Origin of the sequence: Nocardioides immobilis (assembly GCF_003515065.1) — a bacterium.
Lineage (GTDB): Bacteria > Actinomycetota > Actinomycetes > Propionibacteriales > Nocardioidaceae > Nocardioides > Nocardioides immobilis.
Map to the genome: position 1 here is coordinate 1 of NZ_QXGH01000022.1, position 25080 is coordinate 25080.

Here is a 25080-nt window from a genome sequence, read left to right on the forward strand (position 1 = left end):
CTGCCCTGTCACCACGCTTCGCGTCAGCGGCCTTCTTGTAGTCCGGTCGCCCGGTCCTTTCGGTCACAGCAGTCATCATCGTTCCTTTGCTGAGACCGATCGCTTACACAGACCATCTGACACCCCCCGGCCAGTTCGATCGCCAACGGCAACCCGTCCAGCGCGGTGCACAACCGGTCCACCATCTCTACGGACTGATCGGGCACCTTGGCGCCGCCGGCCCAGGCGCGTTGGGTGAACAGCTCCAGCCGTGCGGCTCGCTCCCTCAGCGGTGACAACGGCCATGCGTGCTCGCCGGCGACCTGGAGCGGTTCGCGGCTGGTGCACAACACCCGCAGATTCGGGCACGCCTCCAGAAGCTCGGCGACCATGTCGGCGACGGCGTCGATGAGGTGCTCACAGTTGTCCAGCACCAGCAACACCTCGCCGCGGCGGCGTACCTCCCCAGCCACCCCACCGACGTCACCGCCCTGGATACCGAGGACCTGTCCCACCGCGCTGGGGATCTGGTCGCCTGCGCCCAGCGATGCCAACTCCACCAACCACGCCCCACCGGGGATGCCCGCCGCGATCTGCAGCACCAGTTCGGAGACGAGTCGGGTCTTGCCCAATCCACCGGGACCGATCACCGTCACCAACGGATGTTCGGTGACCAAGGCGCGCAGCATGCTTAGTTCCTGGGTGCGGCCCACGAACCCAGTCACCGGGATTCGCACGTTGGTGCGGCGGGCCGGAGGAGCACGCAAGGGTGTCTCGTCCCCGCAGACCCGCCACAACTCGACTGGATCCACGACGTCCTTGAGGTCGTAGTCGCCCACACGTACTCCGGCCGGTGTCGGCAGCTCCGCCTCTGTCGCCGCAGAGACCACCACCTGCCCGGCCCCTGCCACGGAGGCGACCCGGGCAGCCACATTGACTGCCAGCGCGACGTAGTCGTCAGCGACGGGCACGGCATTCCCGGTATGGGCACCGGCGCGCACCGAGAGCCGCGGCACCACCTCGACCGGCACATGCGCGAGCTCATCTTGCAGCGCGACCAGCGCGTCTATGGCGGCCTGCGCTGAGGGAAAGGCCAGGAAGGCACCGTCGCCCTCGGTCTTGACCACCACGCCGCCCGCCGCACAGGTGTGGCGGGCCACCCGCTCTTGCAGCACCGCCAACGCCTCGACGAACGCGTCGCCGTGCTCGGCGAACCTCTTGGTGCTCTCGACCACATCCACGAACGCGAACGTCACCCGACCACGAGGCAGACGACGCGACATGCCGCAAGTGCACAGCACACCTACCTGCAGGAGCAAGGGCCTCGACGAGGCTCGCTTAACGCACCGCGATCGCGCCGAAATCGGCAGTTTTCGGGCGCCTCGTGCACCGGCGATCGGTTATCTGCGGCGGTGGAATCGGATGTCGCCGTTGGGGAGGATCTCGTGGGTGTAGTTGGGGTCGTGGAGCAGGTGGTGGTGGTGGTTGCAGCCGTGGATGCCGTGGGCGATGTCGGTCTTCCCGCCTTGGGACCAGGGTTTGAGGTGATGGACTTCGCACCAGGGTGCGGGGACGGTGCAGCCTTCACCCCTGCAGGTCTTGTCGCGTAGGGCCATGGCTTTGCGTTGGGCTGGTGAGAAGAGGCGGCGGGTGCGGCCCAGATCGAGGATCTCGCCCTTGCCGCCGAGGACGACGGGGATGATGCCTGCGTTGCAGGCCAGCCGGCGGATGGCTTCGGCGGACAGGTTGTCGCCGGCGGAGAGGTCGGCGTCGATCAGGCCGCCGGTGGCCAGCCGTTTGATCAGGGACTCCTCGGTGATGGTGACCATCACGGTGGTGGCGTCGCCGCCGTGGGCGGGGAGCTTGCGGGGGTTGAGGTGCTCGATCAGCGCGCAGAACGCCCGGCCGAGCCGACGGGGGTAGGGATGCGGTCTTCCTCCCCGGTGGGTGCGTCCTTGGCCTTGCGCGGGCTGGTGAAGGCTTCGAGGTAGGCGCGGAGCCGGGCGGCGGCCTCGTCGGGGATCATCCCGGACAGCCGGGTCGTCCCGTCCCCGACCGGGCGTAGCGAGAGCCGGGTCTTCTCCCGGGCTCGCTGCTCCTCGGCCTCGAGCCGTTTCGCTGCCTCGGCCTCGGCGATCTCGGGGGCGACGACGTCGAGGATGTGCCGGGCCAGGCGGCGCAGCTCACTGGGCCGGTAGTCGCGCGCGTAGTCGACGAGCTGTTCCTCGGCCTTCGCGAGCACCTCGGTCCCGACCCGGTCGGGGAGGTTGTCGAGGCCGGCGACGATCGCCCGGGCCTGCTCGGCCGACACGGTCCCCTCAGCCATCCCGGCCGCCACCCGCGACCACTTCCGGTCCAACGCGGTGGCGAGGTGGGCCTCGGCCCGCGCCATTGAGGAGTCCGCCTGGGTCAGGTGCGCCAGCCAGGCGCCGACATCACGGGCACCGGCCTGGTCGGCGGCGTCTCCCGAGGCGGCGAGGACTCGCAGCTTCAGCTCCGCCAGCATCCCTTCCAGGGCGGCGATCGAGGTGACCGCGTCGGTCTGCGCGGCCGGGGACATGAACACCGGCTGCACGTCCCGCACGCCCTTCAACGACTCCCGCGCGGCCGTGACCGCACCCACGATCGGGTGCAGGTCCTGCGGCTGGTCGGACATCGCGGGGGGTTCTCCTCGGCGGCGAGCACGGTCATCTTCTCCCCGCCCCGCCGGAGGCACCGATCCCGGTGCGGTGACGCCGATGGCGTCGCCGGTCGCAACTTGTCCTCCGGAACCGGGACCACTCGATGCGTCCCGCCTTCGAACCTACCGCTAATCGTACACCAGTTCGAATCGGTGGGCAACGGCACCGGGCCGGGAATCCGCCTAGGTTTCGAGGCTCCTCGCTTCGCTCGCACCTCAACCGGCGGGCCGACGCCTATCGGAAGGCAGGAATCCCGGTGAGCGCCTGGCCGATGACCAGGGTGTGCATCTCGACCGTGCCCTCGTAGGTGAGCACCGACTCGAGGTTGTTGGCGTGCCGGATGACGCGGAACTCCAGGGAGATGCCGTTGGCACCGAGCACCGTCCGGGCGGTGCGGCAGATCTCGATCGCCTCGCGGACGTTGTTGAGCTTGCCCAGGCTGACCTGCTCGGGACGCAGGGTCCCGGCGTCCTTGCGGCGGCCGAGGTGGAGCGCGAGCAGCAGGCCCTTGGTGTACTCGAGGTCCATCTCGACGAGCTTCTGCTGCGTGAGCTGGAACGCGGCGATCGGCTTGCCGAACTGCGTCCGCTCGCCGGCGTACGTCAATGCGGCCTCGAGGGCGGAGCGGGCGGCGCCCATCGCGCCCCAGACGATCCCGTACCGCGCCTCGTTGAGACAGCTCAGCGGACCCTTCAGCCCGCGCACGTCAGGGAACGCGGCGGCGGCCGGCAGCCGGACACCGTCGAGCACCAGCTCGCTGGTGACGGAGGCGCGCAGGGACATCTTGTGCTTGATCAGCGGCGCGGAGAAGCCAGGAGCAGAGGTCGGTACGACGAACCCTCGTACACCGTCCTCCGTCTGCGCCCACACGACGGCGACGTCGGCGACGGACCCGTTGGTGATCCACATCTTGCGACCGTCGAGGACCCAGTCACCCGAAGGCTCCTGCCGCGCGCGGGTGCGCATCGAACCCGGGTCGGAGCCGGCGTCGGGCTCGGTGAGGCCGAAGCACCCGATCGCCTCGCCGGCGGCCATCCGCGGCAGCCACTCCTGCTTCTGGTCCTCGCTCCCCCACTTCCAGATCGCGTACATGGCGAGCGACCCCTGCACCGACACCAGCGACCGGATGCCCGAGTCCGAGGCCTCGAGCTCGAGGCAGGCCAGGCCGTAGTCGACGGCCGACATGCCGGCGCAGCCGTAGCCCTCCAGGTGCATGCCGAGCAGGCCGAGCGCGCCGAGCTCCTTGGTCAGGCCGCGCAGGTCGTCGACCTCGCCGCGCTCGAACCAGTCGGCGACGTACGGGTCGACCCGGTCCGCGCAGAGCTGGCGGACAGACGCGCGCACCGCGATCTCGTCGTGCGTGAGCAGGTCGTCGATCCCGGCGAGGTCGGTGGTCGGCGGGGTGACGGTCATGGGGTTGCCTCCTCTGCGAGCCAGCGACGGATCTCGTCGCTGTGGTGGCCCAGCCGTGGCGGGGCCGCGTAGTTCGTGACCGGCGTGCGCTCGTACCGGATCGGGTGCCGAACCTGGGGCGCCCCACCGCCGACGTCGACGAGCGGGTCGAGGCCCAGGGCGTCGGCGAGGGCGAAGCCGTCGGCGATGTCGCCGACCCGGCCGGCCGCCACCCCGGCAGCCGTGAGCCGCGCGGCCCACGCAGCCGCCGTGTCGACCGACAACAGCCGCTCCAGGTCCTCGACCAGCGCAGCGCGGTGCGCCACCCGGGCGGGGTTCGTGGCGAACCGGTCGTCGTCGGCGAGAGCCGGCTCCCCGAGCACCGCAGACAGCCGCCGGAACTGGGCGTCGTTGCCGCAGCACACGGCCAGCAGGTCGTCCTTGCACTGCAGCGTCTCGTACGGCGCGATCGACGGGTGCTGGTTGCCCATCCGATGCGGCGCATGCCCGGTGGAGAGGTACGACGACGCCTGGTTGGCCAGCGAGCCGAGCAGGCTCGAGAGCAGGTTGACCTCGATCCGCTGGCCGCGACCGGAGCGCTCCCGCTCCGCGAGCGCCGCGAGGATGCCGATGACCGCGTCCTTGCCGGTGAGCACGTCGACGAGTGCAACACCGACCTTGCTCGGCGCCCCGTCGGCGTCGCCGGTGATGCTCATCAGCCCGCCGACCGCCTGCACCAGGAAGTCGTAGCCCGGCAGGTCCGCCCCACCAGCGCTCCCGAAGCCGGTCACCGAGCAGTAGACCAGCCCCGGGTTCGCCGTGCTCAGCGTCGCGTGGTCGAGCCCACGGCGCGCGAGCACGCCGTCCCGGAAGTTCTCCACGAGCACGTCGGCCCGCTCGGCCAGCCTGCGGGCGACCGCGAGGTCGGCCTCATCGCCGAGATCGAGGGTGATCGACTCCTTGGACCGGTTGGCGGACTCGAAGTAGCTGCTCGTGTGCTCCGTCCACGGCGGGCCCCAGGACCGGGTGTCGTCGCCGACGCCCGGCCGCTCGACCTTGATCACCCGGGCACCGAGGTCCGCGAGCATGCTCGTCGCGAGCGGGCCGGCGAGCACGCGGCTGAAGTCGGCCACGATCAGCCCCTCCAGAGGTCTCGTCATGGCGCGAGGCTAGGCGAGAAGCCGTGGACGAGACAGCCGCCTCCTGCACAACGACTCCTCCTTTGTTGGGCAAGGCGCACAAAAGGCGTCACCGCCGGTAGGACCTGCTCATCACGGCGAGCAGCAGCAGGGCCCGGTTCTCGGCGAGGTCGAGCCGGAGCCCGCTCACCTCCTCGACGCGGGCCATCCGCGCCTTGAGCGTGTGCCGGTGGACACCCAGCGCCCGCGAGGCCGCCTCCCAGGAGCCGTTGTGGTGGAGGAACGCCTCGAGCGAGGCGATCAGCTCGCCCTCCCGCTCGAGGGCCTCCATCGCCGGCGCCGCCATCGACCACACCAGCGAGCGCACGGTGTCGTCCGCCAGCACCGGACCCAGGGCCAGCTCGTCGTACCACGTCACCGCGCGGCCCTCCCGCCGCGCGGCGTCTGCCGCCAGCACCGCCGGGCCGAGCCCGGAGGCGATCGCGAACTGGTCCAGCTCCCCGCTGACGCCCCAGACCACCCCGGGGAGCCCGGCCCCGCGCAGCTCGGCGACGAGGCCTTCGACGAGGGACTCGGCGTCCCGCCGCAGCAGGAGTACGGCGACGCCCGCATCGACGCGGGCGACGACGTGCGGCCGCTTGGTCAGCTCGAGGTAGGTCGCGGTGACGTCCTCGATCCGCGCCCGGCGCCGGTCGGAGCTGGCGAGCGCCAGCACCACGCCGTCGCGCGGCTCGAACCCGAAGTGGTGCAGGTGGCGCTCCAGCCCGGGGGCGTCGGCGCCGGTGTCCAGCAGCAGCGAGAGGAGGGTGCCACCGAGCGCGTGGTACGCCGCGATCAGCTCGGCGGGCCAGTCCAGCTGGAGCGTGATCAGGCCGGCGGCCTGGTTGAGCAGCAACCGCTCGGTGGGCGACGGGGCGGCGCGCTGCAGCACCGCGAGCCATCCGCAGACACCGGACCGGCCCTGGATCATCTGCATCTCGAGGGCTCCCTCGTCGACGTCGATGGCGACGGTGCCCGGCCGCGCGGAGGACACCAGCCGCCGGTACTCCTGGTTGACCTGCTCCAGCAGACCCTGTCGTCGGGACGACGCGGCCATCACGACGCCGTACTCGTCGAGGACGACGACCTCCACCCCGAGCTCGCGGGCGAGCAGGTTGGTCGCGCCGCGGAGACCGCCGCGGACGGCGGCACGGGTGATGTCGCGCTGGTAGGACAGCACCCGCTGCAGCTCCTCGACCTGCTGGTCGGCGAGTCGCCGCGCGACGGCCTGGGTGATCGCGATGAAGGCGGTCGGCAGCGGCACCTCCAGGAGCGGCAGCCCGGCCGCCGTACAGGCGTCGACGATCGCCGGCGGGATCTCCTCGAAGCGGACACCCACCCCGAACCCGAGCCCGGCGATGCCCGCCCCGGCGAGCCGGTCGACGTACGCGCGCTGCTCGCGCGCCGAGCGCGGCAGCCGCAGCCCGGTGGTCAGGACCAGCTCGCCGCCGGTCAGCCACGGCGTCGGGTCGACCGCGTCGATCGCGTGCGCCCAGGTGAGAGGCTCGTCGGTCGTCGTACCGGCGACCAGCCGCAGGCCGAACTCCGGGCGATCGAGCAGCCAGCGCAGCGACGCCATCTCCACCTCCGCCGGTCAATCGCCATTTTGGCGAGCCGACCGCCCAATGATTCGACAGATTGTCTATGAGTGGCCAGTGTGACGCAGCCTACAGTCGACCGCCATGACCACCCTGCATCTCCAGAACTTCGTCGGCGGTGAGTACGTCGACGCCCGCTCCGACCACCGCTCGCCGCTCGTCGACCCGTCCACCGGCGAGAAGTACGGCGATGCGCCCGTCTCGAGCCAGGCCGACATCGACCTCGCCTACGAGAGCGCCGCCAAGGCGTTCACCGGCTGGCGCTCGACCACGCCGTCCCAGCGCCAGGAGGCGCTGCTGAAGGTCGCCGATGCGGTCGAGGCCCGGGCCGAGGAGCTGGTCGAGGCGGAGAGCCGCAACACCGGCAAGGTCGTGCCGCTGACCCTCGCGGAGGAGATCCCGCCGATGGTCGACCAGATCCGCTTCTTCGCGGGTGCGGCCCGGGTGCTCGAGGGCCGCTCGGCCGGCGAGTACCTGGCCGGCCACACCTCCTGGATCCGCCGTGAGCCGGTCGGCGTCATCGGCCAGGTCGCGCCGTGGAACTACCCGATGATGATGGCGGTCTGGAAGTTCGCCCCGGCCCTCGCCGCCGGCAACACCGTCGTCCTCAAGCCGAGCGACACCACGCCGCACACCGCGCTGCTGCTCGCCGAGATCGCCGCGGAGTTCCTGCCGGCCGGCACCCTCAACGTCGTCTGCGGTGACCGGGGCACCGGCAACCTGGTCGTCACCCACCCGACGCCGCAGATGGTCTCCATCACCGGCTCGGTCGGCGCCGGCATGCAGGTCGCACGGGCCGCGGCCGACGACGTCAAGCGCGTCCACCTCGAGCTCGGTGGCAAGGCGCCGGTCATCGTCTTCGAGGACGCGGACGTCGAGGCGGCCGCCGAGGCCATCGCCGTCGCCGGCTACTTCAACGCCGGCCAGGACTGCACCGCGGCGACCCGGGCGCTGGTGGCGCCCGGCATCCACGACGAGTTCGTCGCCGCACTGTCCGCGCAGGCGCGGACCAGCCGGACGTCGTACGACGCCGGCCGGCACGACCCCGACGCCTTCGTCCCGCCGGTCAACAACGCGACCCAGCTCGAGCGGGTGCTCGGCTTCCTCGACCGGCTGCCCTCCCACGCCGAGGTCGCTGCCGGCGGCGGCCGCCGGGGCGACCGCGGCTTCTACGTCGAGCCGACCGTCGTCGCCGGTGTGCAGCAGGAGGACGAGATCGCCCGCACCGAGGTGTTCGGTCCGGTCATCACCGTGCAGACGTTCGAGGGCGAGGCGGAGGCGATCGCCAAGGCCAACGACGTGCCCTACGCGCTCGCGTCCTCGGTCTGGACCCGCGACTTCGGCCGCGCGATGCGGATGTCGAACAGCCTCGACTTCGGCTGCGTCTGGATCAACACGCACATCCCGCTGGTGGCGGAGATGCCGCACGGCGGCTTCAAGCACTCGGGCTACGGCAAGGACCTGTCGATGTACGGGCTCGAGGACTACACGCGCATCAAGCACGTGATGGCGAACATCGAGGCCTGAGGAGATGACCATGCAGCAGACCTCGACGCAGTCCTCAGGACTCAAGCGGACCCTCAGCCTCTGGGCGATCGTCGCCCTCGGCCTCGGCTACATGACGCCCACCGTCATGTTCGACACCTTCGGGATCGTCTCCGACCAGACCGACGGCGCGGTACCGACCGCGTACCTCGTGGCGCTGGTGGTCATGTTCTTCACGGCGATCAGCTACGGCCGGATGGTGCGGGTCTTCCCGTCCGCCGGGTCGGCGTACACCTACACCCGCGAGACGATGCACCCCGGCCTCGGCTTCCTCGTCGGCTGGACGGCGATGCTCGACTACCTGCTGCTGCCGCTGGTGAACGCGCTGATCATCCGGCTCTACATGACCTCCCTGTTCCCCGGCATCCCCGGCTGGATCTGGGTGGTGCTGTTCGTCGCTGCGATCACCGGCCTCAACATCTGGAGCCTCAACACCACCTCGCGGCTCAACTTCGCGCTCGTCGTGTTCGAGGTGGTGCTGATCGCCGCGTTCCTGGTGCTCGCCGTCGTCGAGCTCTCCCGAGGCGTCGGCCAGGGGACGCTGCTCACCACCGAGCCGCTGCTCCACGCCGGCGTCGAGGTCTCGGCGGTGCTGACCGGCGCGACGATCGTCTGCTTCTCCTTCATCGGCTTCGACGCGATCACGATGTACACCGAGGAGGCGAAGGACACCCGGGACGTGCCGAAGGCGATCATGCTGACGCTGCTCATCGGTGGCGCCGTCTTCCTGGTCAGCAGCTTCGTGGCGCAGTCGACCTTCCCGGACAACTCGCGGTTCGACCTGATCGACGACCCGCTGCCCGAGATGGCGCTGCTCGTGGGCGGCAAGCTGTTCCAGATCCTCTTCGTGTCCGCGGCCTTCGCCGCCACGGTGGCATCCGGCCTCGCCTCGCACGCCAGCGTCTCCCGGCTCCTGCACGTGATGGGCCGCAACCGGGTCCTGCACCCCGTCCGGTTCTTCGCCTACGTGCACCCGACCCGACGTACGCCGGTCTACGCGGTGCTGTTCGTCGGCGTCGTCTCCCTGCTCGCGATCACGCCGAGCCTCGAGCTGGTGGCGTCGATGATCAACTTCGGCGCACTGGTGGCGTTCTCCTTCGTGAACCTGTCGGTGATCGCCTACTTCGTGGTCTCCCGGCGGGAGTACCGCACCGGCCGGCAGGTCGCGCTCAACGTCGCGCTGCCGCTCGTCGGCTTCGCACTGACCGCGGTGCTGTGGAGCTTCCTGCACCGCGACGCCCTGGTGATGGGCCTCGCGTGGACGGCGATCGGCGTCGGCTACGCACTCGTCCTGCGCTGGACCTCCGGCCGGTCCCTCTCCGAGTTCGAGCTCGACCTCTCCGACGGCCTCGACGACGACCCCGACGACGACCTCGACAACGACAACCTGATGGAAGTGAACCGATGACCCGCGACGCCCGTCTCCAGCAGTCCGCCAAGGACCACCTGTGGATGCACTTCACCCGGCACTCGACGTACCTGGAGCCGTCGGGCCACGACGTACCCGTGATCGTCCGCGGCGAGGGCGCGTACATCTACGACAGCAACGGCAAGCGCTACCTGGACGCGCTCGCCGGGCTCTTCGTCAACCAGCTCGGCCACGGGCGCAAGGACCTGGTGGAGGCGGCGGCCAAGCAGGCCGGCGACCTGGCGTTCTTCCCGCTCTGGTCCTACGCGCACCCGACCGCGATCGAGCTCGCCGAGAAGGTGGCGTCGTACGCCCCGGGTGACCTCAACCGGGTGTTCTTCACCTCCGGCGGCGGCGAGGCCGTGGAGTCGGCGTGGAAGCTCGCCAAGAACTACTTCAAGCTCACGGGCAAGCCGATGAAGCACAAGGTGATCAGCCGCGCGATCGCCTACCACGGCACCACCCAGGGCGCCCTGTCGATCACCGGCCTGCCGGGGCTCAAGGCGCAGTTCGAGCCGCTCGTGCCGTCGACCTTCCGCGTCCCGAACACCAACTTCTACCGGGCGCCGATCCACCAGGACGACCCGGAGGCGTTCGGCCGCTGGGCCGCCGACCAGATCGAGGTCGCGATCCTCAACGAGGGCGCCGAGACCGTGTGCGCGGTGTTCCTCGAGCCGGTGCAGAACGCCGGCGGCTGCTTCCCGCCCCCGCCGGGCTACTTCCAGCGGGTCCGCGAGATCTGCGACAAGTACGACGTCCTGCTCGTCTCCGACGAGGTGATCTGCGCGTTCGGCCGGCTGGGCACGATGTTCGGCGCCGAGAAGTTCGACTACCAGCCGGACATCATCACCTGCGCCAAGGGCATCACCTCCGGCTACGCCCCGCTCGGCGCGATGATCGCGTCCGACCGGCTCTTCGAGCCGTTCGCGTCCGGCGACGCGATGTTCGCCCACGGGTACACGTTCGGCGGCCACCCGGTCTCGACGGCGGTCGCGCTCGCGAACCTCAAGGCGTTCGAGGACGAGGGCGTGCTCGAGCACGTCCGCGCCAACGAGGAGGCCTTCCGGCTGACGCTCGACAAGCTGAGCAGCCTGCCGATCGTGGGCGACATCCGCGGCGCCGGCTACTTCTACGGCATCGAGCTGGTGAAGGACAAGGCCACCAAGGAGACGTTCGACGACGACGAGTCCGAGCGGCTGCTGCGCGGCTTCCTCTCCAAGGCGCTGTTCGACGCCGGCCTCTACTGCCGCGCCGACGACCGTGGCGACCCGGTGATCCAGCTGTCGCCGCCGCTGATCTGCGACCAGTCGCACTTCGACGAGATCCACCAGGTGCTCGACTCGGTCCTCACCGAGGCCAGTGACCACCTCTGAGCCTCTCCCCCACCTCCACCCCACCCAAAGAGCAACGGAGTCACCTGCGATGCGCATCGGCATCCCCAAGGAAGTCAAGAACCACGAGTACCGGGTCGCGATCACGCCGATCGGCGTGCACGAGCTGGTCGCCCACGGCCACGAGGTCGTCATCGAGACCGACGCCGGCCTCGGGTCCGGCATCCCCGACGCCGAGTACGTCGGCGCCGGCGCCAAGATCCTCGACACGGCCGATGACGTGTGGGGCGCTGCCGAGATGGTGCTCAAGGTCAAGGAGCCGGTGGCCGAGGAGTACCACCGGATGCGCGAGGGGCAGGTCCTCTTCACGTACCTCCACCTCGCCGCGGACAAGCCCCTGACCGAGGAGCTGCTGGCCCGCAAGGTCACCGGCATCGCGTACGAGACGGTCCAGCTGCCCTCGGGTGCGCTGCCGCTGCTCTACCCGATGTCGGAGGTCGCGGGCTGCCTCGCACCCCAGGTCGGCGCGCACTCCCTGCTCAAGGCCCAGGGCGGCCGCGGGGTGCTCCTCGGCGGCGTCGGCGGGGTCGCCAACGCCAAGGTCGTCGTGATCGGTGCCGGTGTCGCCGGCCAGAACGCCGCCAACATCGCCCTCGGCATGGGCGCCGACGTCACCCTGCTCGACACCGACCTGGACAAGCTGCGGATGTCGTTCTGGCGCTACAACAACCGCGTCCACGGCCTCGCGTCCTCCAAGCTCGCCATCGAGCAGCAGGTCACCGAGGCCGACCTGGTCATCGGCGCCGTCCTGATCCCCGGCGCCGCCGCCCCCAAGCTGGTCTCCAACGACCTGGTCGCGCAGATGAAGCCCGGCTCGGTGCTCGTCGACATCGCCGTCGACCAGGGCGGCTGCTTCGAGGACACCCGCCCCACCACGCACGCGGACCCCACGTACCCGGTCCACAACTCGATCTTCTACTGCGTGGCCAACATGCCCGGCGCCGTCCCGAACACCTCCACCTACGCGCTCACCAACGCGACCCTGCCCTACGCCGTCGCCCTGGCCGACAAGGGCTGGCAGCGCGCCTGCCGCGACGACCAGTCCCTCGCCCTCGGGCTCAACACCCACGCCGGCAACCTCACCAACCAGCCGGTCGCCGACGCCGTCGGCATCGCCGCAGTGTCGGTCGAGGAGGCGCTGGCGTGAGCACCTCCGGCATCGCCGGTACGACGCGCGTGAAGCGCGGCATGGCAGGGATGCTCAAGGGCGGGGTGATCATGGATGTGGTCACCCCCGAGCAGGCCAAGATCGCCGAGGACGCCGGCGCGGTCGCGGTGATGGCGTTGGAGCGGGTCCCGGCCGACATCCGCGCCCAGGGCGGCGTGTCGCGGATGAGCGACCCGGACATGATCGACTCGATCATCGAGACGGTCTCGATCCCGGTGATGGCCAAGGCCCGGATCGGTCACTTCGCCGAGGCCCAGGTGCTGCAGTCCCTCGGGGTCGACTACATCGACGAGTCCGAGGTCCTGACTCCGGCCGACTACACCAACCACATCGACAAGTGGGCCTTCACGGTGCCGTTCGTGTGCGGTGCGACCAACCTGGGTGAGGCGCTGCGCCGGATCACCGAGGGTGCGGCGATGATCCGGTCCAAGGGCGAGGCCGGCACCGGGGACGTGTCCAACGCGGTCACCCACATGCGCACCATCCGCGGCGAGATCCGCCGGCTCGGGGCGCTCGAGGACGACGAGCTCTACGTCGCGGCCAAGGAGCTCCAGGCGCCCTACGACCTGGTGGTCGAGGTCGCCCGGGCCGGGAAGCTCCCGGTGGTGCTGTTCACCGCCGGTGGCATCGCCACCCCCGCGGACGCGGCGATGATGATGCAGCTCGGCGCCGAGGGCGTGTTCGTCGGGTCGGGGATCTTCAAGTCCGGCAACCCCGCCCAGCGGGCCGAGGCGATCGTGAAGGCCACCACCTTCCACGACGACCCCGACGTCGTCGCCAAGGTCTCCCGCGGCCTCGGCGAGGCCATGGTCGGCATCAACGTCGAGGACATCCCCCAGCCCCACCGCCTCGCCGAGCGCGGCTGGTAGGTCTCGAGGCCGTTGCCGCGCCGCGAGAACGGGTCCTACGCTCGAGGTTTCCCGCCTCGCCTCAGGCGGCGAGGCACCCCGAAGGGAGCCCGTCCGTGCGACTTCATCGAGTGTTCAGCACCATCGCGATCGCCACGACCATCGGTCTCGTCACTCTCGTCACCCCCAGCACCGGCTCTGCGCCGACCCAGCAGAGCAGCGCCGGGCCTGACCAGGTGCGGCTCGGCGCCGTACTCGTCGGAGGCAACGAGGTCCCCGGGCCCGGAGACCCCGACGGCTTCGGCCTCGCTGACGTGTGGGTCAAGCGCGGGGAGGTGTGCTGGCGGATCACCGTCCAGTCGGTGGCGCCCGTGGGCGCGGCGCACATCCACGCCGGGCCCGCCGGTGTGGCCGGGCCTGTCGTCGTGCCGTTGGCTCCCTACAACCAAGGGTGCGCGGACACGTCGCTCCGGATCGCACGGTTCATCCGGCTGCACCCCGGTGACTTCTACGTCAACCTGCACAACGCCGACTTCCCGGGGGGTGCCGTTCGGGGCCAGCTGCGGAGGTAGGCCGACTGGCTCATGGCGTGGCTCCAGTTGGGTACCGCCACGCCATGAGCCAGCCCGACCCTCGCCGTACGGACGACGCCGAAGTCTCCGAAGTGAGCCGCATGGATCCCGAGGAGGCGGACACGCCGATCGCGGACGGCGACGCCGCCGCGGGCTACCCGGAGAGCGAGAGCGGAGATCCGCAGGAACCCGAGCCAGAGGCCGGACCGAACGCGAATCCGCACCGGGACCACGACACCCGCTGAGAGTTTCGTCCCAAACGGATAACTTTCGGCCACGCCGTCGTAAATCACGAGATTTCGTGGCGTTTCGGGAGTCCAATGGAGAAGAAGGCCGAAACGGGTCCCACGGCAGAGCGGGACCGGCCTTCGGGAAAGGTCCGGCGGACGACGGTGGAACAACAACCGATGAGCAGGGTCACCGACGTGGCCGCCTGCACCATGGCCGCGGCGCATCGACGCGACCACGAGCACCGCCTCGACTCCGAGGCGTGCCACCCGCACGTCGTCGAGGTCGTGCACCTCGGGCCGCGCGCTGTCTGCGTTTGTCACGACTGCCGGGCCGACTCGGGCTTCCTGCCCCGTGGCGAGGCCGAGGCGCTGGCGACCGACCACCGGAACCTGACGCGCGACGTCAGCGTCCGGCTGCGGAGCGCCTGACCCGCCACCTTCGCGAAAGTTGCGTTTTCAAGCATCGTTGTGCCCGGCGCCAGTCTTCGGTAGACCTATTCCTGACGAGGCGCCCGAAGGTACTCGCTTACGCAGCCGAGTACTATCGAGCGCCTCGTCGTGTTACGAAGCCTTCTTCCGCTTGCTGCTCTCGGAGCTCTTGCGTTTCCCCTTGGCTGCGCCCTTGCCCGTCCCCTTGCCCGTCCCCTTGCCCGTCCCCTTGGCGGCCCCGTCGTCGGCCTTGCGGGTCCTCAGCTTCTCCACGCGATGGGCGTTGCCGGGCTTGTGCCCCTTGGCCTGCTCGACGGATGCCTGGAGCGCCTCGAGCAGGTCGACCGCCTTCTCCGACGACTCCTCAGCGGTTTCCTCCCGCACGATCTCGCGGTTGTCCTTCTTCGCCTTGACCAGCTTCGTGACCCGCTCGGTGTAGGTGTCGCGGTAGTTCTCCGGCTTCCACTTGGTGGTGAGCGACTCGACCAGGCTGACCGCCATCTTGAGGTCCTTGGGTGCCACCTTGGTCTGCTTCGGGATGTTGTCGAGCTCCTTGGCAGGGTCGCGGACCTCGTCGGCGAAGTGCATCGTCTCCAGCACGAGGACGCCGTCGTGGGGACGGATGGCCGCGAGGTACTGCTTCCCGCGCATGACGAACGTGGCGACGCCGATCCGCTCCGCCTTCTCCATCGCCTTCACCAGGAGCGCGTACGGCTTCTTGGCGGTGTCGTCGGCAGGAGCGAGGTAGTAGGACTTCTGGTAGTAGAGCGGGTCGATCTCGGACGCCTCGACGAAGTCGCTGATGTCGATCGTGCGGCTGCGGCCGGGCTCGACCGACTCGAGCTCCTCCTGGGTGAGCATGACGTAGTCGCCGTCCCCGACCTCGGCTCCCTTCACGATGTCGCGGTACGGGACCTCCTCGCCGGTCCGCTCGTTCACCCGTTCGTTCCGGATCCGGTTGGACGTGCCCTTCTCGAACTGGTGGAAGTGGACCTTGTGGTCCTGGGTCGCCGAGTACAGCCCGACCGGCACGTTCACCAGTCCGAACGACACCGAGCCGGTCCAGATCGCCCGCGCCATGTCCCGCACCTCCTGCTCGAGAGACGAGTACCCGTTGCCGGCGGGCTGTAGACGGCGCGCGGCCCGGCCGCCGTCCCAGCACCGATCAGGGAGCCAACGACGCGGTGATGTCCGTTGCCGGCGCGGTGCGCGCGGCGGCGAAGCGCGTCCCGGCCCACAGGTGGGCGACCTGGGCGTCGCCTGCAGCCACGGCCGCCGCGCGGAGCGGGGCGGTCAGGTGGTGCAGGTGCGGGTAGCCCGCCGGGGCGTCCACGTGGTCGGCCATGAACCGGTTCGCCAGGCCGCGCGCCCACCGGCCCGTGTACGAGCGCGTCACGGCGGTCTCCGTGAAGTCGGGGTCGGCCAGTGCTGCCCGGTGCACGGGGTTGGTCCCCGCCTCGTCGGCGAGGAGGTACGCCGTACCGACCTGTGCCGCGGCCGCTCCTCGCCGCAGCGCCGACTCAACGTCGCTCGCGGTGGCAACGCCGCCTCCGGCCGCCACCGGCACCGCGACCTCGGCCACCACGGCCGACACGAGGTCGGGCAGCGGCGTCCGGTCCGGCTCCGCCTCGGCGTCCCAGGTCCCGCGGTGGCCACCGGCTTCCGGACCCTGCACCGCCAGTGACGCTGCTCCCCGGCCGACCGCCTCGCGGGCCTCGGCGACCGACGTCACCGTGACCGTCGTGTGGATGTCGAGCTCCGCCAGTGTGCTGAGCAGCTCCTGGCTCGGGCACCCGAAGGTGAACGAGACCGCATCCGGACGCAGGTCGAGAACCACGTCCAGCTTGGCCTGCCACTGGTCGTCGTCCCAGACCGGCCGGCCCAGCTCGACACCGAGCCTCGCGGCCTCGGTCTCCACGGCACGGCGATAGCGGTCGACCTCCTCAGGGTCCGGCTCGTACGGCTCGATCAGGAAGAGGTTCACCCCGAACGGAGCGCCGGTGGCGCCACGCACCTGTGCGACCTCGGCGGCCACCTGGTCCGCGCTCTTGTAGCCGGCCGCGAGCAACCCGAGGCCGCCGGCCTCGGACACTGCGGCTGCCAGGGCGGGAGTGGACGGTCCGCCGGCCATCGGCGCACCGATCACGGGGATCCGGAGATCGCGAAGGTCCAGCACGACGTCCACGTTAGCGACCCGCGCGAGGAGCCGGTCGAAGCCGAGACCTCGCTCACACCCGCTATCCGCGACACCCTGTTCAACCTACTCTGACAGTCGTCATAATCACCAGGCGAGCGGAGTGAAGCAAGATGGCACGGACCACAGGCGTCGTACGGCGCGAACGGATCACGCACTTCAGCAACGGAGACCTCACGTTCCCCGCTCGCGACCGCGGACCGCTCGACGGCATCCCCGTGCTCCTGCTGCACGGATGGCCGCAGGACGGGTCCAGCTGGGACGCCGTCACCACGCGCCTCAACGACGAAGGCTTCCGGACCTTCTCCCCCGACCTCCGCGGCGTGAGTGCGACGGCCAACCCGCGCAGCCGGCGCGCGTTCAGCGGCAGCGCGCTGCGCAGCGACGTGGCCGCGATGGTCGCGCAGATCGGTCAGCGGGTGCATCTCGTCGGCCATGACTGGGGCGCCGCGCTCGCCTGGAACGTCGCCGCGCACGAGCCCGACCTGCTCAACAGCCTCACCGCGGTCTCGGTGCCGCACCCGTCGGCGTTCCTCCGCGCACTGGTGACGAGCCGACAGGGCATCGCGTCCTGGTACATGTACTTCTTCCAGCTGCCCTGGGTGCCCGAGCTCGTGCTGGGCTCGCGCTGGTTCATGACCCGCGCGCTCATGACGACCGGGCAGCGACGGGAGCTCGCCGACCGCGACGCCCGTCGCAACGCCACCCACGGCCTGCGACGCGGCGGCCTGAACTGGTACCGCGGAGCGGTCATCGACCCGTTCGACGCCGGGTCACCGACGCCGATCCCGGTGCTCCAGGTCTGGAGCGAGGGCGACAGCGCCGTCCTCCGGCACTCCATCGACCGCACCGAGGCGTACGCCGGCGGGGCGTACCGGCTGAAGGTGCTCGAGGCTGTCAGCCACTGGATCCCCGACGAGGCGCCCGAGGAGCTCGCCACCGAGCTGATCGCGCACTTCGACCGGGCCTGGGAGCTGCGATGACGACCACCTCAGCGCCGACCACCGACGGGTTCCCGCCCGTCCGCGCCGACGAGCGACCCGACCTGCTGGCCCCGGGATCACCGGCGCACCGGGTCCTCGCCGAGCCGCTCATCGCGCTGTACGGCCTGCCTGGGTTCCTGCTCCCGCTGATGCACCCGGCCACGGCGGAGGCGACCCTTCGCCGGGACCCGGTGTTCACCAACCCGGACTCGCACCTGATGCACTTCGCGGCCCGGTTGCGCGACACCATCGAGATGATCGCCGGCGTCGGCCTCGCCGGGGAGGAGGCCGACCACGTCGCCTTCGCGATGCGGGAGCTGCACAAGCCGATCAAGGGACGAGACACCCGCGGCGAGCCGTACCACGCGTGGACCCGCGACATCTGGACGTGGAACTGGGCCGCCATCGTGGCCGGTTTCATGTCGATGTACGGCGGCGTGCGCGGCTTCCCCAGCAGGGAGTTCCGCGACGACGCCTACCTCGGTCTGGTCGAGACCGGCCGGCGGTTCGGCGTACTCGGCATGCCGGCGTCGTACGACGAATTCCTGGTGGTCTGGCCCCTGGAGCGCGACCGCATCGCCGATCCCGACAACGAGACGATCCAGCGCGTCCTGGCACTCACCCAGGCCCGCGGGCTCCCCGCGCCGACCTGGCTGCGCCGACTCCCGCTGCCGCTCTGGGCAGTCGCCACCCTGCCGATCCGGCACTTCCTGCGGATGTCGCTCCTGCTCGGCCTGAGCCCGGAGGAGCGCGCCATGCTCGGCTTCCGCGAGCGGCCCACCGACCGGGCCGCGGCCCGGCTCCATCGACTCGTGTGGCGGATCGGCCTGCCGCGGCCGGTCTCCTACCGGCTCGGCCTCGCCTGGATGGCCGGTCGCAGCCGGTGGGGACAGCCGGTGTGGCGCACCCGGTTCTCCGCTGCCGCGCTGGGCGCCGACCGAGGCTGACTCAGGCCGCGGCGTGCGCGCCGGCAGCGACCTCCTGCTCCAACGCGGCGCCGAGGATCTCCCGGACGTCGGCCACGACGTGCACGGTCACGGCGTCGAGGACCTCGGCCGGCACGTCGTCGAGGTCGGGCTCGTTGCGCTGCGGGAGGAAGACCTCCGTCAGGCCGGCCCGCTGCGCGGCCAGCAGCTTCTGCTTCACCCCGCCGATCGGCAGCACCCGCCCGGTGAGCGACACCTCGCCGGTCATGCCGACCTCGGCCCGCACGTTGCGACCGGTGAGGAGCGAGACCAGGGCTGTCGTCATGGTGACGCCGGCCGACGGCCCGTCCTTGGGTACGGCGCCCGCGGGCACGTGCAGGTGGATCGGCCGGTCGAGCAGGGCTTGGTCGATACCGAGCTCGTCGGCGTGGGCCCGGACGTAGGACAGCGCGATCTGCGCCGACTCCTTCATCACGTCGCCCAGCTGACCGGTGATGGTCAGGCCGCCCTGGTCGCCCGGCAGGCTCGACGCCTCGATGTAGAGCACGTCACCACCCATCCCGGTGACGGCCAGCCCGGACGCGACTCCGGGGACAGCGGTCCGCTCCCGCGACTCGGGCGTGAACCGCGGTCGGCCGACCAGGTCCTTGAGCGCGCCCTCGTCGATGGTGGCGGGCAGGCCACCCAGCGCCGCCTTGCGGAACGCCTTGGCCAGCAGCCGCTCGAGGACGCGGACGCCGGCCTCGCGGGTGTAGTTCGCCGCCAGCTCACGCAGCGCGTCGTCGGTGACGGTGACCTCGTCCGAGGTGACAGCGGCGCGCTCGAGCTGCCGCGGCACCAGGAAGTCGCGCGCGATGGCGACCTTCTCCTCCTCGGTGTAGCCGTCGATCGTCACCAGCTCCATCCGGTCCAGCAGGGCCGGCGGGATGGTCTCCAGGACGTTGGCCGTCGCGATGAAGACCACGTCGGACAGGTCGAGGTCGAGCTCGAGGTAGTGGTCGCGGAACGTGTGGTTCTGCGCCGGGTCGAGCACCTCGAGCAGCGCCGCCGCGGGGTCGCCACGGAAGTCGCTGCCCACCTTGTCGATCTCGTCGAGCAGGACGACCGGGTTCATGGCGCCGGCCTCCTTGATCGCGCGCACGATGCGGCCGGGGAGGGCTCCGACGTACGTCCGCCGGTGGCCGCGGATCTCGGCCTCGTCCCGGACGCCGCCGAGCGCGACCCGGACGAACCTCCGGCCGAGGGCGCGCGCGACCGACTCGCCCAGCGACGTCTTGCCGACGCCGGGAGGGCCGGCGAGCAGGATCACCGCGCCGGAACCGCGGCCGCCGACGACGGACAGGCCGCGCTCCTCGCGGCGGGAGCGCACCCCGAGGTACTCGACGATCCGCTCCTTGACCTCGTCGAGGCCGTGGTGGTCGGCGTCGAGGACGGCGCGCGCGGCGGTCAGCGACGTGGAGTCCTGGGTGCGGACTGCCCAGGGCAGCTCGAGGACGGTTTCGAGCCAGGTCCGGATCCAGCCGCCCTCGGGGCTCTGGTCGCTCGACCGCTCCAGCTTGTCGACCTCCCGCAGCGCGGCTTCGCGCACGGCGTCGGGCAGGTCGGCGGCCTCGACGCGGGCGCGGTAGTCGTCGGACCCGTCCGCGTCGCCCTCGCCGAGCTCCTTGCGGATCGCGCTGAGCTGCTCGCGCAGGAGGTACTCGCGGTTGCGCTTCTCGACCGACTCGCGCACGTCCTCGCTGATCTTGTCGCTGACCTCGGCCTCGGCCAGGTAGTCGCCGGTCCACTCGATCAGCAGCGTGAGCCGCTGCTCGACGTCGGGCGTCTCGAGGAGCTCGCGCTTCCGGTCGTTGGAGAGGTACGGCGCCCAGCCGGCCGTGTCCGCGAGCGTCGACGGGTCGTCGATCGCGTTGACCGTGTCGATGATCTGCCACGCCTCCCGCTTCTGCAGGACCGCGACGACGAGCAGCTTGTAGTCGGCGGCGAGCTCCTTCACCCGTGCGGTCGGCTCCGCCTCCTCGACGGACTCGACCTCGACCCACAGCGCCGCACCGGGTCCGGTGACGCCGCTGCCGATCTCGGCGCGCGCACCGGTCCGCAGCAGGGCAGCGGGCCCGCCCCCGCGGAACTTGCCTACCTTCTGGAGCGCCGCGACGACGCCGTACGACGCGTAGCGGTCGTCGAGCCGGGGCGCCACGAGGATCTCCTCGAGGTCGGCCGCGCGGGCGGCGTCGACCGCCGCCTGGGCGGGCTCGTCGAGCTCGATCGGGACGACCATGCCCGGGAGCAGGACGACGTCGTCGAGGAACAGGACCGGGAGCCGCTTGAGTGACATCTGGGAGCCTTCTTCCGAAGTTGAGCGATGCAGGCTCAACCTCGCGGCCGTCCGGTCCCTTCCTCCCGGCGTTTCGCTGGTGGCGAACGCACCGGGTGGGCTGGATCTCGCCGTTCGGGTCCCTCGGTCCGCAGATCTTCCTAGCCTGGGCACCGAGGCGCCGCGTCCGCCCGCCCCCTCCCAGAACGGAGACCGCGATGACCTTTCGAGCTCTTGCCCTGTGCTTCCTCACCGCAGGCGCGCTGGCGGCACCGATCGGCAGCCCGGAAGGGGCGACGGCGAGCGGCCCACCGACGTGCGGCGGGATGGCAGCGACCATCGTCGGCACCAGCGGCAACGACGTCCTCACGGGCACCGCCGGCGATGACGTCATCGTCGGGTTGAAGGGCGACGACGTCATCGACGGCGGCCTCGGCGCGGACCGGATCTGCGGCCGTGGAGGGGACGACAGCATCACCGGCAACGGCGGCACCGACCACCTCTTCGGCGGCGCGGGTGTCGACTACATGGACGGCGGCGTCGGCGGCTGCTGCGACGCTTCAGCCAACACCGGCGACGACGTCCTGTCCGGCGGCATCGGCGACGACAACCTCCACGCGTCCGACTTCTCGACCACCGGCAACACCATCCACGGCCGGCAGGGCGCGGACGACATCTACCTGTACTCCGGCGGCGCGGCGTACGGCGGCAAGGGCAGGGACACCCTCTCCCAGTACGCCGGGGACGCAACGCTCGAGGGCGGCATCGGCGCTGACACGCTCGGCAACGCGAACAACCCCGCCATCGATCACGTCATCATCCGCGGGGGCGACGGGAGCGACACCCTCACCAGCGATGACACCACGGGAACCACGGCGATGAACGGGAACCGGGGACGGGACGTCTGCACCGGCGGCACGTCGACGGTGCACTGCGAGTCCTGACGCCCCGACCACCGGCAGCCGTCCTACGGCGCCATCACGCCCTGGAAGGACCAGGTCCCGGAGCCGACGCGGTGGCGCGTGACACCGTCCTCGGACGGGACCTCGACGATCGCTGAGACGTTGACCGGCACCTCGACCGTGAGCGTCACGTCGTTGCCGTCCACCGACCACTCCGACGAGACCCGGCCGCGCTGCGTCATCCGCGACCCCGAGGCGTGGGTGAGCCCGGTGTCCGGCACCGAGATCGTGACCTCTGCCGCCCCCGGAGCCGTGACGTCGATCCCGAGCGCCGAGTCGAGCACGTCGACGGCCGCCTGCGAGCCCCAGCCGTGGGACGCGCTGTTCGCGGAACCGCTGAGCTCCCACGCCTCCGGGGTGAACGTCCCGCCGTCCGCGAGCCACCCCGCCCAGCCGTAGTCGTCCTCATCCGTGAGCAGGTCGAGCAGACCATCGTCGGCACCCGACCGCTCGAGGGCGTCGAGCAGGAAGTGCGCGGTCATCGGGCCCTGTTTCATGCCCATCCCGGCGAGGTACTCACCCAGCGCCGGCAGGTCCGCCTCCGGGGCGATCCCGAACGCCACGGCGTACGACGTCGCGTGCTGGCCGGCGTGCGGGCTCTGCGAGCCGTCGGCGAGCAGTCCGTCGACGTAGGTTCCGTCGGGGCGGCGCAGGGTCGCGTTCATCCGGTCGGCGAGGGCGTCCGCGTCGGCGTCGTACGACTGCACTTCGGCGGCCGGCCGACCGAGCACCTCTGCGACGAGCGCCACCTTGCGGAGTACGTCGACGCCGAGCGCGTTGACGGTGGTCCGGGCGGTGGCGGTCATGTCGTAGCCGAAGCGACCGTGCATCGGCCAGTCGACGATGCCGTACTGGTAGGCGCCGCTGCCTCCGGTCAGCTGGGTCACCAGTCCCCGGGTCGGACCGGACGACGGGATGTGCCGCCGGACGTAGTCGGCCGTGGCGGCGAGGTTGTCGTAGACGTCCGCGAGCAGCGCGCGGTCGCCGGTCTCCAGGTAGTAGCGCCAGATCCAGTCGGGCACGACCTCGGTGAAGTCGGGGATGTCGCGCTTGCCGTCACCGTTGGGGTAGACCGCGTTGTAGCGACCCGCGTCGTTGCCCGTCCTCCAGTAGCGCTCCTGGCTGAGCACGAACTCGCGGATCGCCTGACGAGTGGCGACCCGGTCGTGCTCCGTGGCCATCAGGCCGTAGGAGATGTTGACGGTGTCGTGCAGGAACTGGCCCTGCTCCCGCGTCGGGGTGTCGACGAACGTCTCCTGGACCGAGTAGCGCAGCGACCGGTCCATCAGGTCCCAGACGGCGTCAAGAGTCTCGTCGGAGCTCTCGAACGTCGCCGCGCCGTCCTCGGGATAGGCGCTGTGGACGACGGTGGCGGTCACGTCGTCGACGGTGATCTCCTCAGCAGCACCGGGGATCTCGAGGTAGCGGAAGCCCAGGTGCCCGCAGGCCTGGTAGTCCTGCTCCCCCGCCGACTGCGTGTAGGGGAACGACATGTTCGTGCCCTGGGTGTCGACCGTGGCGGTCGACGCCCGTCCGTCGTCGGCGAGGCCGTAGCTGGCCCGGATCGTGACCACCCGGCCGGCCTGGCCGGCGTCGAAGTGGACACCCGGCCGGGCCGGGATCACCGCGCCGAAGTCGGCGACCGGCGTGCCGTCGTCGGCGACCAGGATCCGCTCGGGGTGGACCACCTGCTCCACCAGCCGGGTCTCCTGGCCCTCCAGGTGGGTGAACGGCGCGACCGGGTGCTGCCCGACCACGACCGCGTCGGACCAGCCGGCGTCGTCGTACTCCTCCTGCCGCCAGGCTCCGATCTGCTGCACCGCGGTGCCGTCGAGGTGCTCGACGTAGAGGCCCTCGCCGTTGCGGGTGCCGACGAGGACGTACGGCCCGCGGCGCACCTTCCAGGAGCCGTCGCTGACGATGGTGAGCGCACGGCCGTCGGCGTACTCGACCACGACCCGCGCCAGCAGGCCGGGCTCGCCGGCAGCCCGGCCCTGCCCGCCGCTGAACCAGTGCAGCATCGCCGCGACCGCGAGCGGCTCGCCTGCCGTCACCAGGTCGGTGACGTCGGTGGCCTGGTAGTAGCCCTCGCCGGGGTAGCCGTAGTTGGTCATCCGGTCGGCGCGCTCGCCGTCGAGGTAGAGCTCGGCGGTGTGGCTGGCGGCGAGGTAGCTGCGGGCGCGGACGATGTCGCCGTCGGGTACGTCGACGACGGTGCGGGCAAGCGTGTACTCGTCGGCCTCGCGGGTGGTGGTGCCGCGGACCCACTGGTCGGTGCCTCCGGCGAAGTCCTCCTCGAACAGCACGGTGGAGCCGTCGAGCGAGGTCACCCGGATGTCGTCGTAGTCGGCGACCTCACCGCTGGCTTGGCGGAAGCCGATGGTGCCCGCTCGGGATCCGGTCGCCGACGGGTCCGTCCAGGTGTCGACGACCTGTCCGTCGATGGTCGTCCGGAAGGTCTGGCCCTCGACGCGGATGCCGAGCTCGTAGGTGACGCCGGTGTCGATGACGAACGGAACGGTACGACGCGCGTCGGTCGGGAACGCGCCGGCCACCATCCGGTGGGTCTTCAGGGCGTTGTCGCCGGCGTGCAGCTGCCACATGTAGCCGTTGCTGCTGTCAGGCGCCCGGAAGACGACCGCCGCCGCGCGGGTGACCGGGGTGACGTCGAGGGTGAGGACGTAGTCGGTCCAGTCCTGGCCGGTCTTCGCGAGCGTGACGTTGCCGCCGGTCACGCGGCCGCGGCCGTCGACGACGCTCAGCGCCGAGAAGTCCGGGTTGCCGGGCGGCCGGCGGATCCACGCGGCGTCACCCCAGTCGTCGTCACCGAGGCCGGTCTCGAAGGTCGCGTACGCCGACCACGGCGAGACCAGGCGGTCCTTGTCCCAGGTCCGCACGCGCCAGGTGTAGACGCTGCCGGGGGCGAGGGGAGCGCCGTCGTACTCGACGTAGGACTGCTGGGAGGACGCGACCCGGTCGCTGTCCCACACCACCCGGCCGGCTGCGTCCCGCACCTGCACCTTGTAGGCCGTCTGCACCTCGTTGCGGTCGCGGTCCTGCGGCAGCCAGCCGAAGCGCGGCGTCTCGTCGGTGTTCATCGGACGGGCCTGGTCGTCGACGGTCAGGCGAGCCGGCGCCGACGGCGCGGTGCCGCGGGCCGCCGTCGCGGTCGGGCTGACCACGCCGACCACGCCGACCACGGGTACGGCGACGGCGACCGTCGTTGCCAGGGCGATGGCGGTGCGCCGGAACCGGCGTAGGGATGGGGTGCTCACAGATACC

General features: G+C 70.9%; 21 protein-coding genes. 11 read left to right on the top strand and 10 right to left on the bottom strand.

Annotated elements, in window-relative coordinates; genetic code table 11:
- Positions 1–23: 23 nt before the first annotated feature.
- The 6 genes from D0Z08_RS17775 to D0Z08_RS17800 form a co-directional block, all read right to left on the bottom strand.
- Positions 24–1235, bottom strand: a complete 1212-nt coding sequence (locus D0Z08_RS17775) for an ATP-binding protein (RefSeq protein ID WP_182481369.1) — start codon at positions 1233–1235, stop codon at positions 24–26.
- 144 nt (positions 1236–1379) lie between these two features.
- On the bottom strand, positions 1380–1868 hold the full coding sequence (locus D0Z08_RS33430) for an HNH endonuclease signature motif containing protein (RefSeq protein WP_220454248.1): 489 nt from the start codon (positions 1866–1868) through the stop codon (positions 1380–1382).
- Positions 1865–2635: a DUF222 domain-containing protein gene (locus tag D0Z08_RS33435; RefSeq protein WP_118926601.1), complete on the bottom strand. Its 771-nt coding sequence runs from the start codon at positions 2633–2635 to the stop codon at positions 1865–1867. The genes D0Z08_RS33430 and D0Z08_RS33435 overlap by 4 nt, the downstream gene beginning before the upstream one ends.
- Before the next feature lie 259 nt (positions 2636–2894).
- Positions 2895–4073 carry an acyl-CoA dehydrogenase family protein gene (locus D0Z08_RS17790; RefSeq protein ID WP_118926602.1) on the bottom strand — a complete coding sequence of 393 codons (1179 nt, stop codon included), beginning with the start codon at positions 4071–4073 and terminating at the stop codon, positions 2895–2897.
- Positions 4070–5212 carry a CaiB/BaiF CoA transferase family protein gene (locus D0Z08_RS17795; RefSeq protein WP_118926603.1) on the bottom strand — a complete coding sequence of 381 codons (1143 nt, stop codon included), beginning with the start codon at positions 5210–5212 and terminating at the stop codon, positions 4070–4072. Before D0Z08_RS17795 ends, D0Z08_RS17790 begins: the two co-directional genes overlap by 4 nt.
- 88 nt (positions 5213–5300) lie before the next feature.
- Positions 5301–6809 (bottom strand): PucR family transcriptional regulator, encoded by a 1509-nt coding sequence (locus D0Z08_RS17800; RefSeq protein WP_147381458.1) that lies wholly within the window; start codon positions 6807–6809, stop codon positions 5301–5303.
- 103 nt (positions 6810–6912) lie between these two features.
- Here D0Z08_RS17800 and D0Z08_RS17805 point away from each other — a divergent pair, with 103 nt between their 5' ends.
- The 8 genes from D0Z08_RS17805 (at position 6913) to D0Z08_RS17835 (ending at position 14419) form a co-directional block, all read left to right on the top strand.
- Positions 6913–8355, top strand: a complete 1443-nt coding sequence (locus tag D0Z08_RS17805; RefSeq protein WP_118926605.1) for an aminobutyraldehyde dehydrogenase — start codon at positions 6913–6915, stop codon at positions 8353–8355.
- Positions 8356–8365: 10 nt separating this feature from the next.
- Entirely contained in the window at positions 8366–9781 is a 1416-nt protein-coding gene (locus D0Z08_RS17810; RefSeq protein ID WP_118926711.1) for an APC family permease, read from the top strand.
- Positions 9778–11154, top strand: a complete 1377-nt coding sequence (locus D0Z08_RS17815; RefSeq protein WP_118926606.1) for an aspartate aminotransferase family protein — start codon at positions 9778–9780, stop codon at positions 11152–11154. Before D0Z08_RS17810 ends, D0Z08_RS17815 begins: the two co-directional genes overlap by 4 nt.
- Before the next feature lie 49 nt (positions 11155–11203).
- A complete protein-coding gene (gene ald, locus D0Z08_RS17820) occupies positions 11204–12319 on the top strand; it encodes an alanine dehydrogenase (protein WP_118926607.1) in 1116 nt (371 codons plus the stop codon).
- Positions 12316–13209, top strand: a complete 894-nt coding sequence (gene pdxS, locus D0Z08_RS17825; RefSeq protein ID WP_118926608.1) for a pyridoxal 5'-phosphate synthase lyase subunit PdxS — start codon at positions 12316–12318, stop codon at positions 13207–13209. The genes ald and pdxS overlap by 4 nt, the downstream gene beginning before the upstream one ends.
- Positions 13210–13304: 95 nt before the next feature.
- A complete protein-coding gene (locus D0Z08_RS17830) occupies positions 13305–13760 on the top strand; it encodes a CHRD domain-containing protein (protein ID WP_182481370.1) in 456 nt (151 codons plus the stop codon).
- 44 nt (positions 13761–13804) lie between these two features.
- On the top strand, positions 13805–14005 hold the full coding sequence (locus D0Z08_RS31700) for a hypothetical protein (protein ID WP_147381459.1): 201 nt from the start codon (positions 13805–13807) through the stop codon (positions 14003–14005).
- Positions 14006–14167: 162 nt separating this feature from the next.
- On the top strand, positions 14168–14419 hold the full coding sequence (locus D0Z08_RS17835) for a hypothetical protein (RefSeq protein WP_118926610.1): 252 nt from the start codon (positions 14168–14170) through the stop codon (positions 14417–14419).
- Between the two features lie 132 nt (positions 14420–14551).
- Here the strand turns inward: D0Z08_RS17835 and ku are convergent, their stop codons facing one another.
- Complete coding sequence (gene ku / locus D0Z08_RS17840; RefSeq protein WP_118926611.1) at positions 14552–15499, bottom strand: non-homologous end joining protein Ku; 948 nt, start codon at positions 15497–15499, stop codon at positions 14552–14554.
- Positions 15500–15584: 85 nt separating this feature from the next.
- Complete coding sequence (locus tag D0Z08_RS17845) at positions 15585–16595, bottom strand: nitronate monooxygenase (RefSeq protein WP_245994092.1); 1011 nt, start codon at positions 16593–16595, stop codon at positions 15585–15587.
- Between the two features lie 131 nt (positions 16596–16726).
- On the opposite strand from D0Z08_RS17845, the gene D0Z08_RS17850 reads away from it, so the two are divergent.
- Both D0Z08_RS17850 and D0Z08_RS17855 read left to right on the top strand, forming a co-directional pair.
- Positions 16727–17596: an alpha/beta fold hydrolase gene (locus D0Z08_RS17850; protein WP_118926612.1), complete on the top strand. Its 870-nt coding sequence runs from the start codon at positions 16727–16729 to the stop codon at positions 17594–17596.
- Entirely contained in the window at positions 17593–18543 is a 951-nt protein-coding gene (locus D0Z08_RS17855) for an oxygenase MpaB family protein (protein ID WP_118926613.1), read from the top strand. Before D0Z08_RS17850 ends, D0Z08_RS17855 begins: the two co-directional genes overlap by 4 nt.
- A gap of 1 nt (position 18544) precedes the next feature.
- On the opposite strand, the gene lon is transcribed toward D0Z08_RS17855, so the two are convergent.
- The gene (gene lon, locus D0Z08_RS17860) at positions 18545–20857 is read right to left on the bottom strand and encodes an endopeptidase La (RefSeq protein ID WP_118926614.1); all 2313 of its coding nucleotides are present in this window, start codon (positions 20855–20857) and stop codon (positions 18545–18547) included.
- 197 nt (positions 20858–21054) lie between these two features.
- Between lon and D0Z08_RS17865 the strand changes: the two genes are divergently transcribed.
- Positions 21055–21780 carry a calcium-binding protein gene (locus D0Z08_RS17865; RefSeq protein ID WP_118926615.1) on the top strand — a complete coding sequence of 242 codons (726 nt, stop codon included), beginning with the start codon at positions 21055–21057 and terminating at the stop codon, positions 21778–21780.
- 23 nt (positions 21781–21803) lie between these two features.
- Here D0Z08_RS17865 and D0Z08_RS17870 read toward each other — a convergent pair whose 3' ends face one another.
- Entirely contained in the window at positions 21804–25073 is a 3270-nt protein-coding gene (locus tag D0Z08_RS17870) for a family 78 glycoside hydrolase catalytic domain (RefSeq protein WP_118926616.1), read from the bottom strand.
- Between the last annotated feature and the right edge of the window lie 7 nt (positions 25074–25080).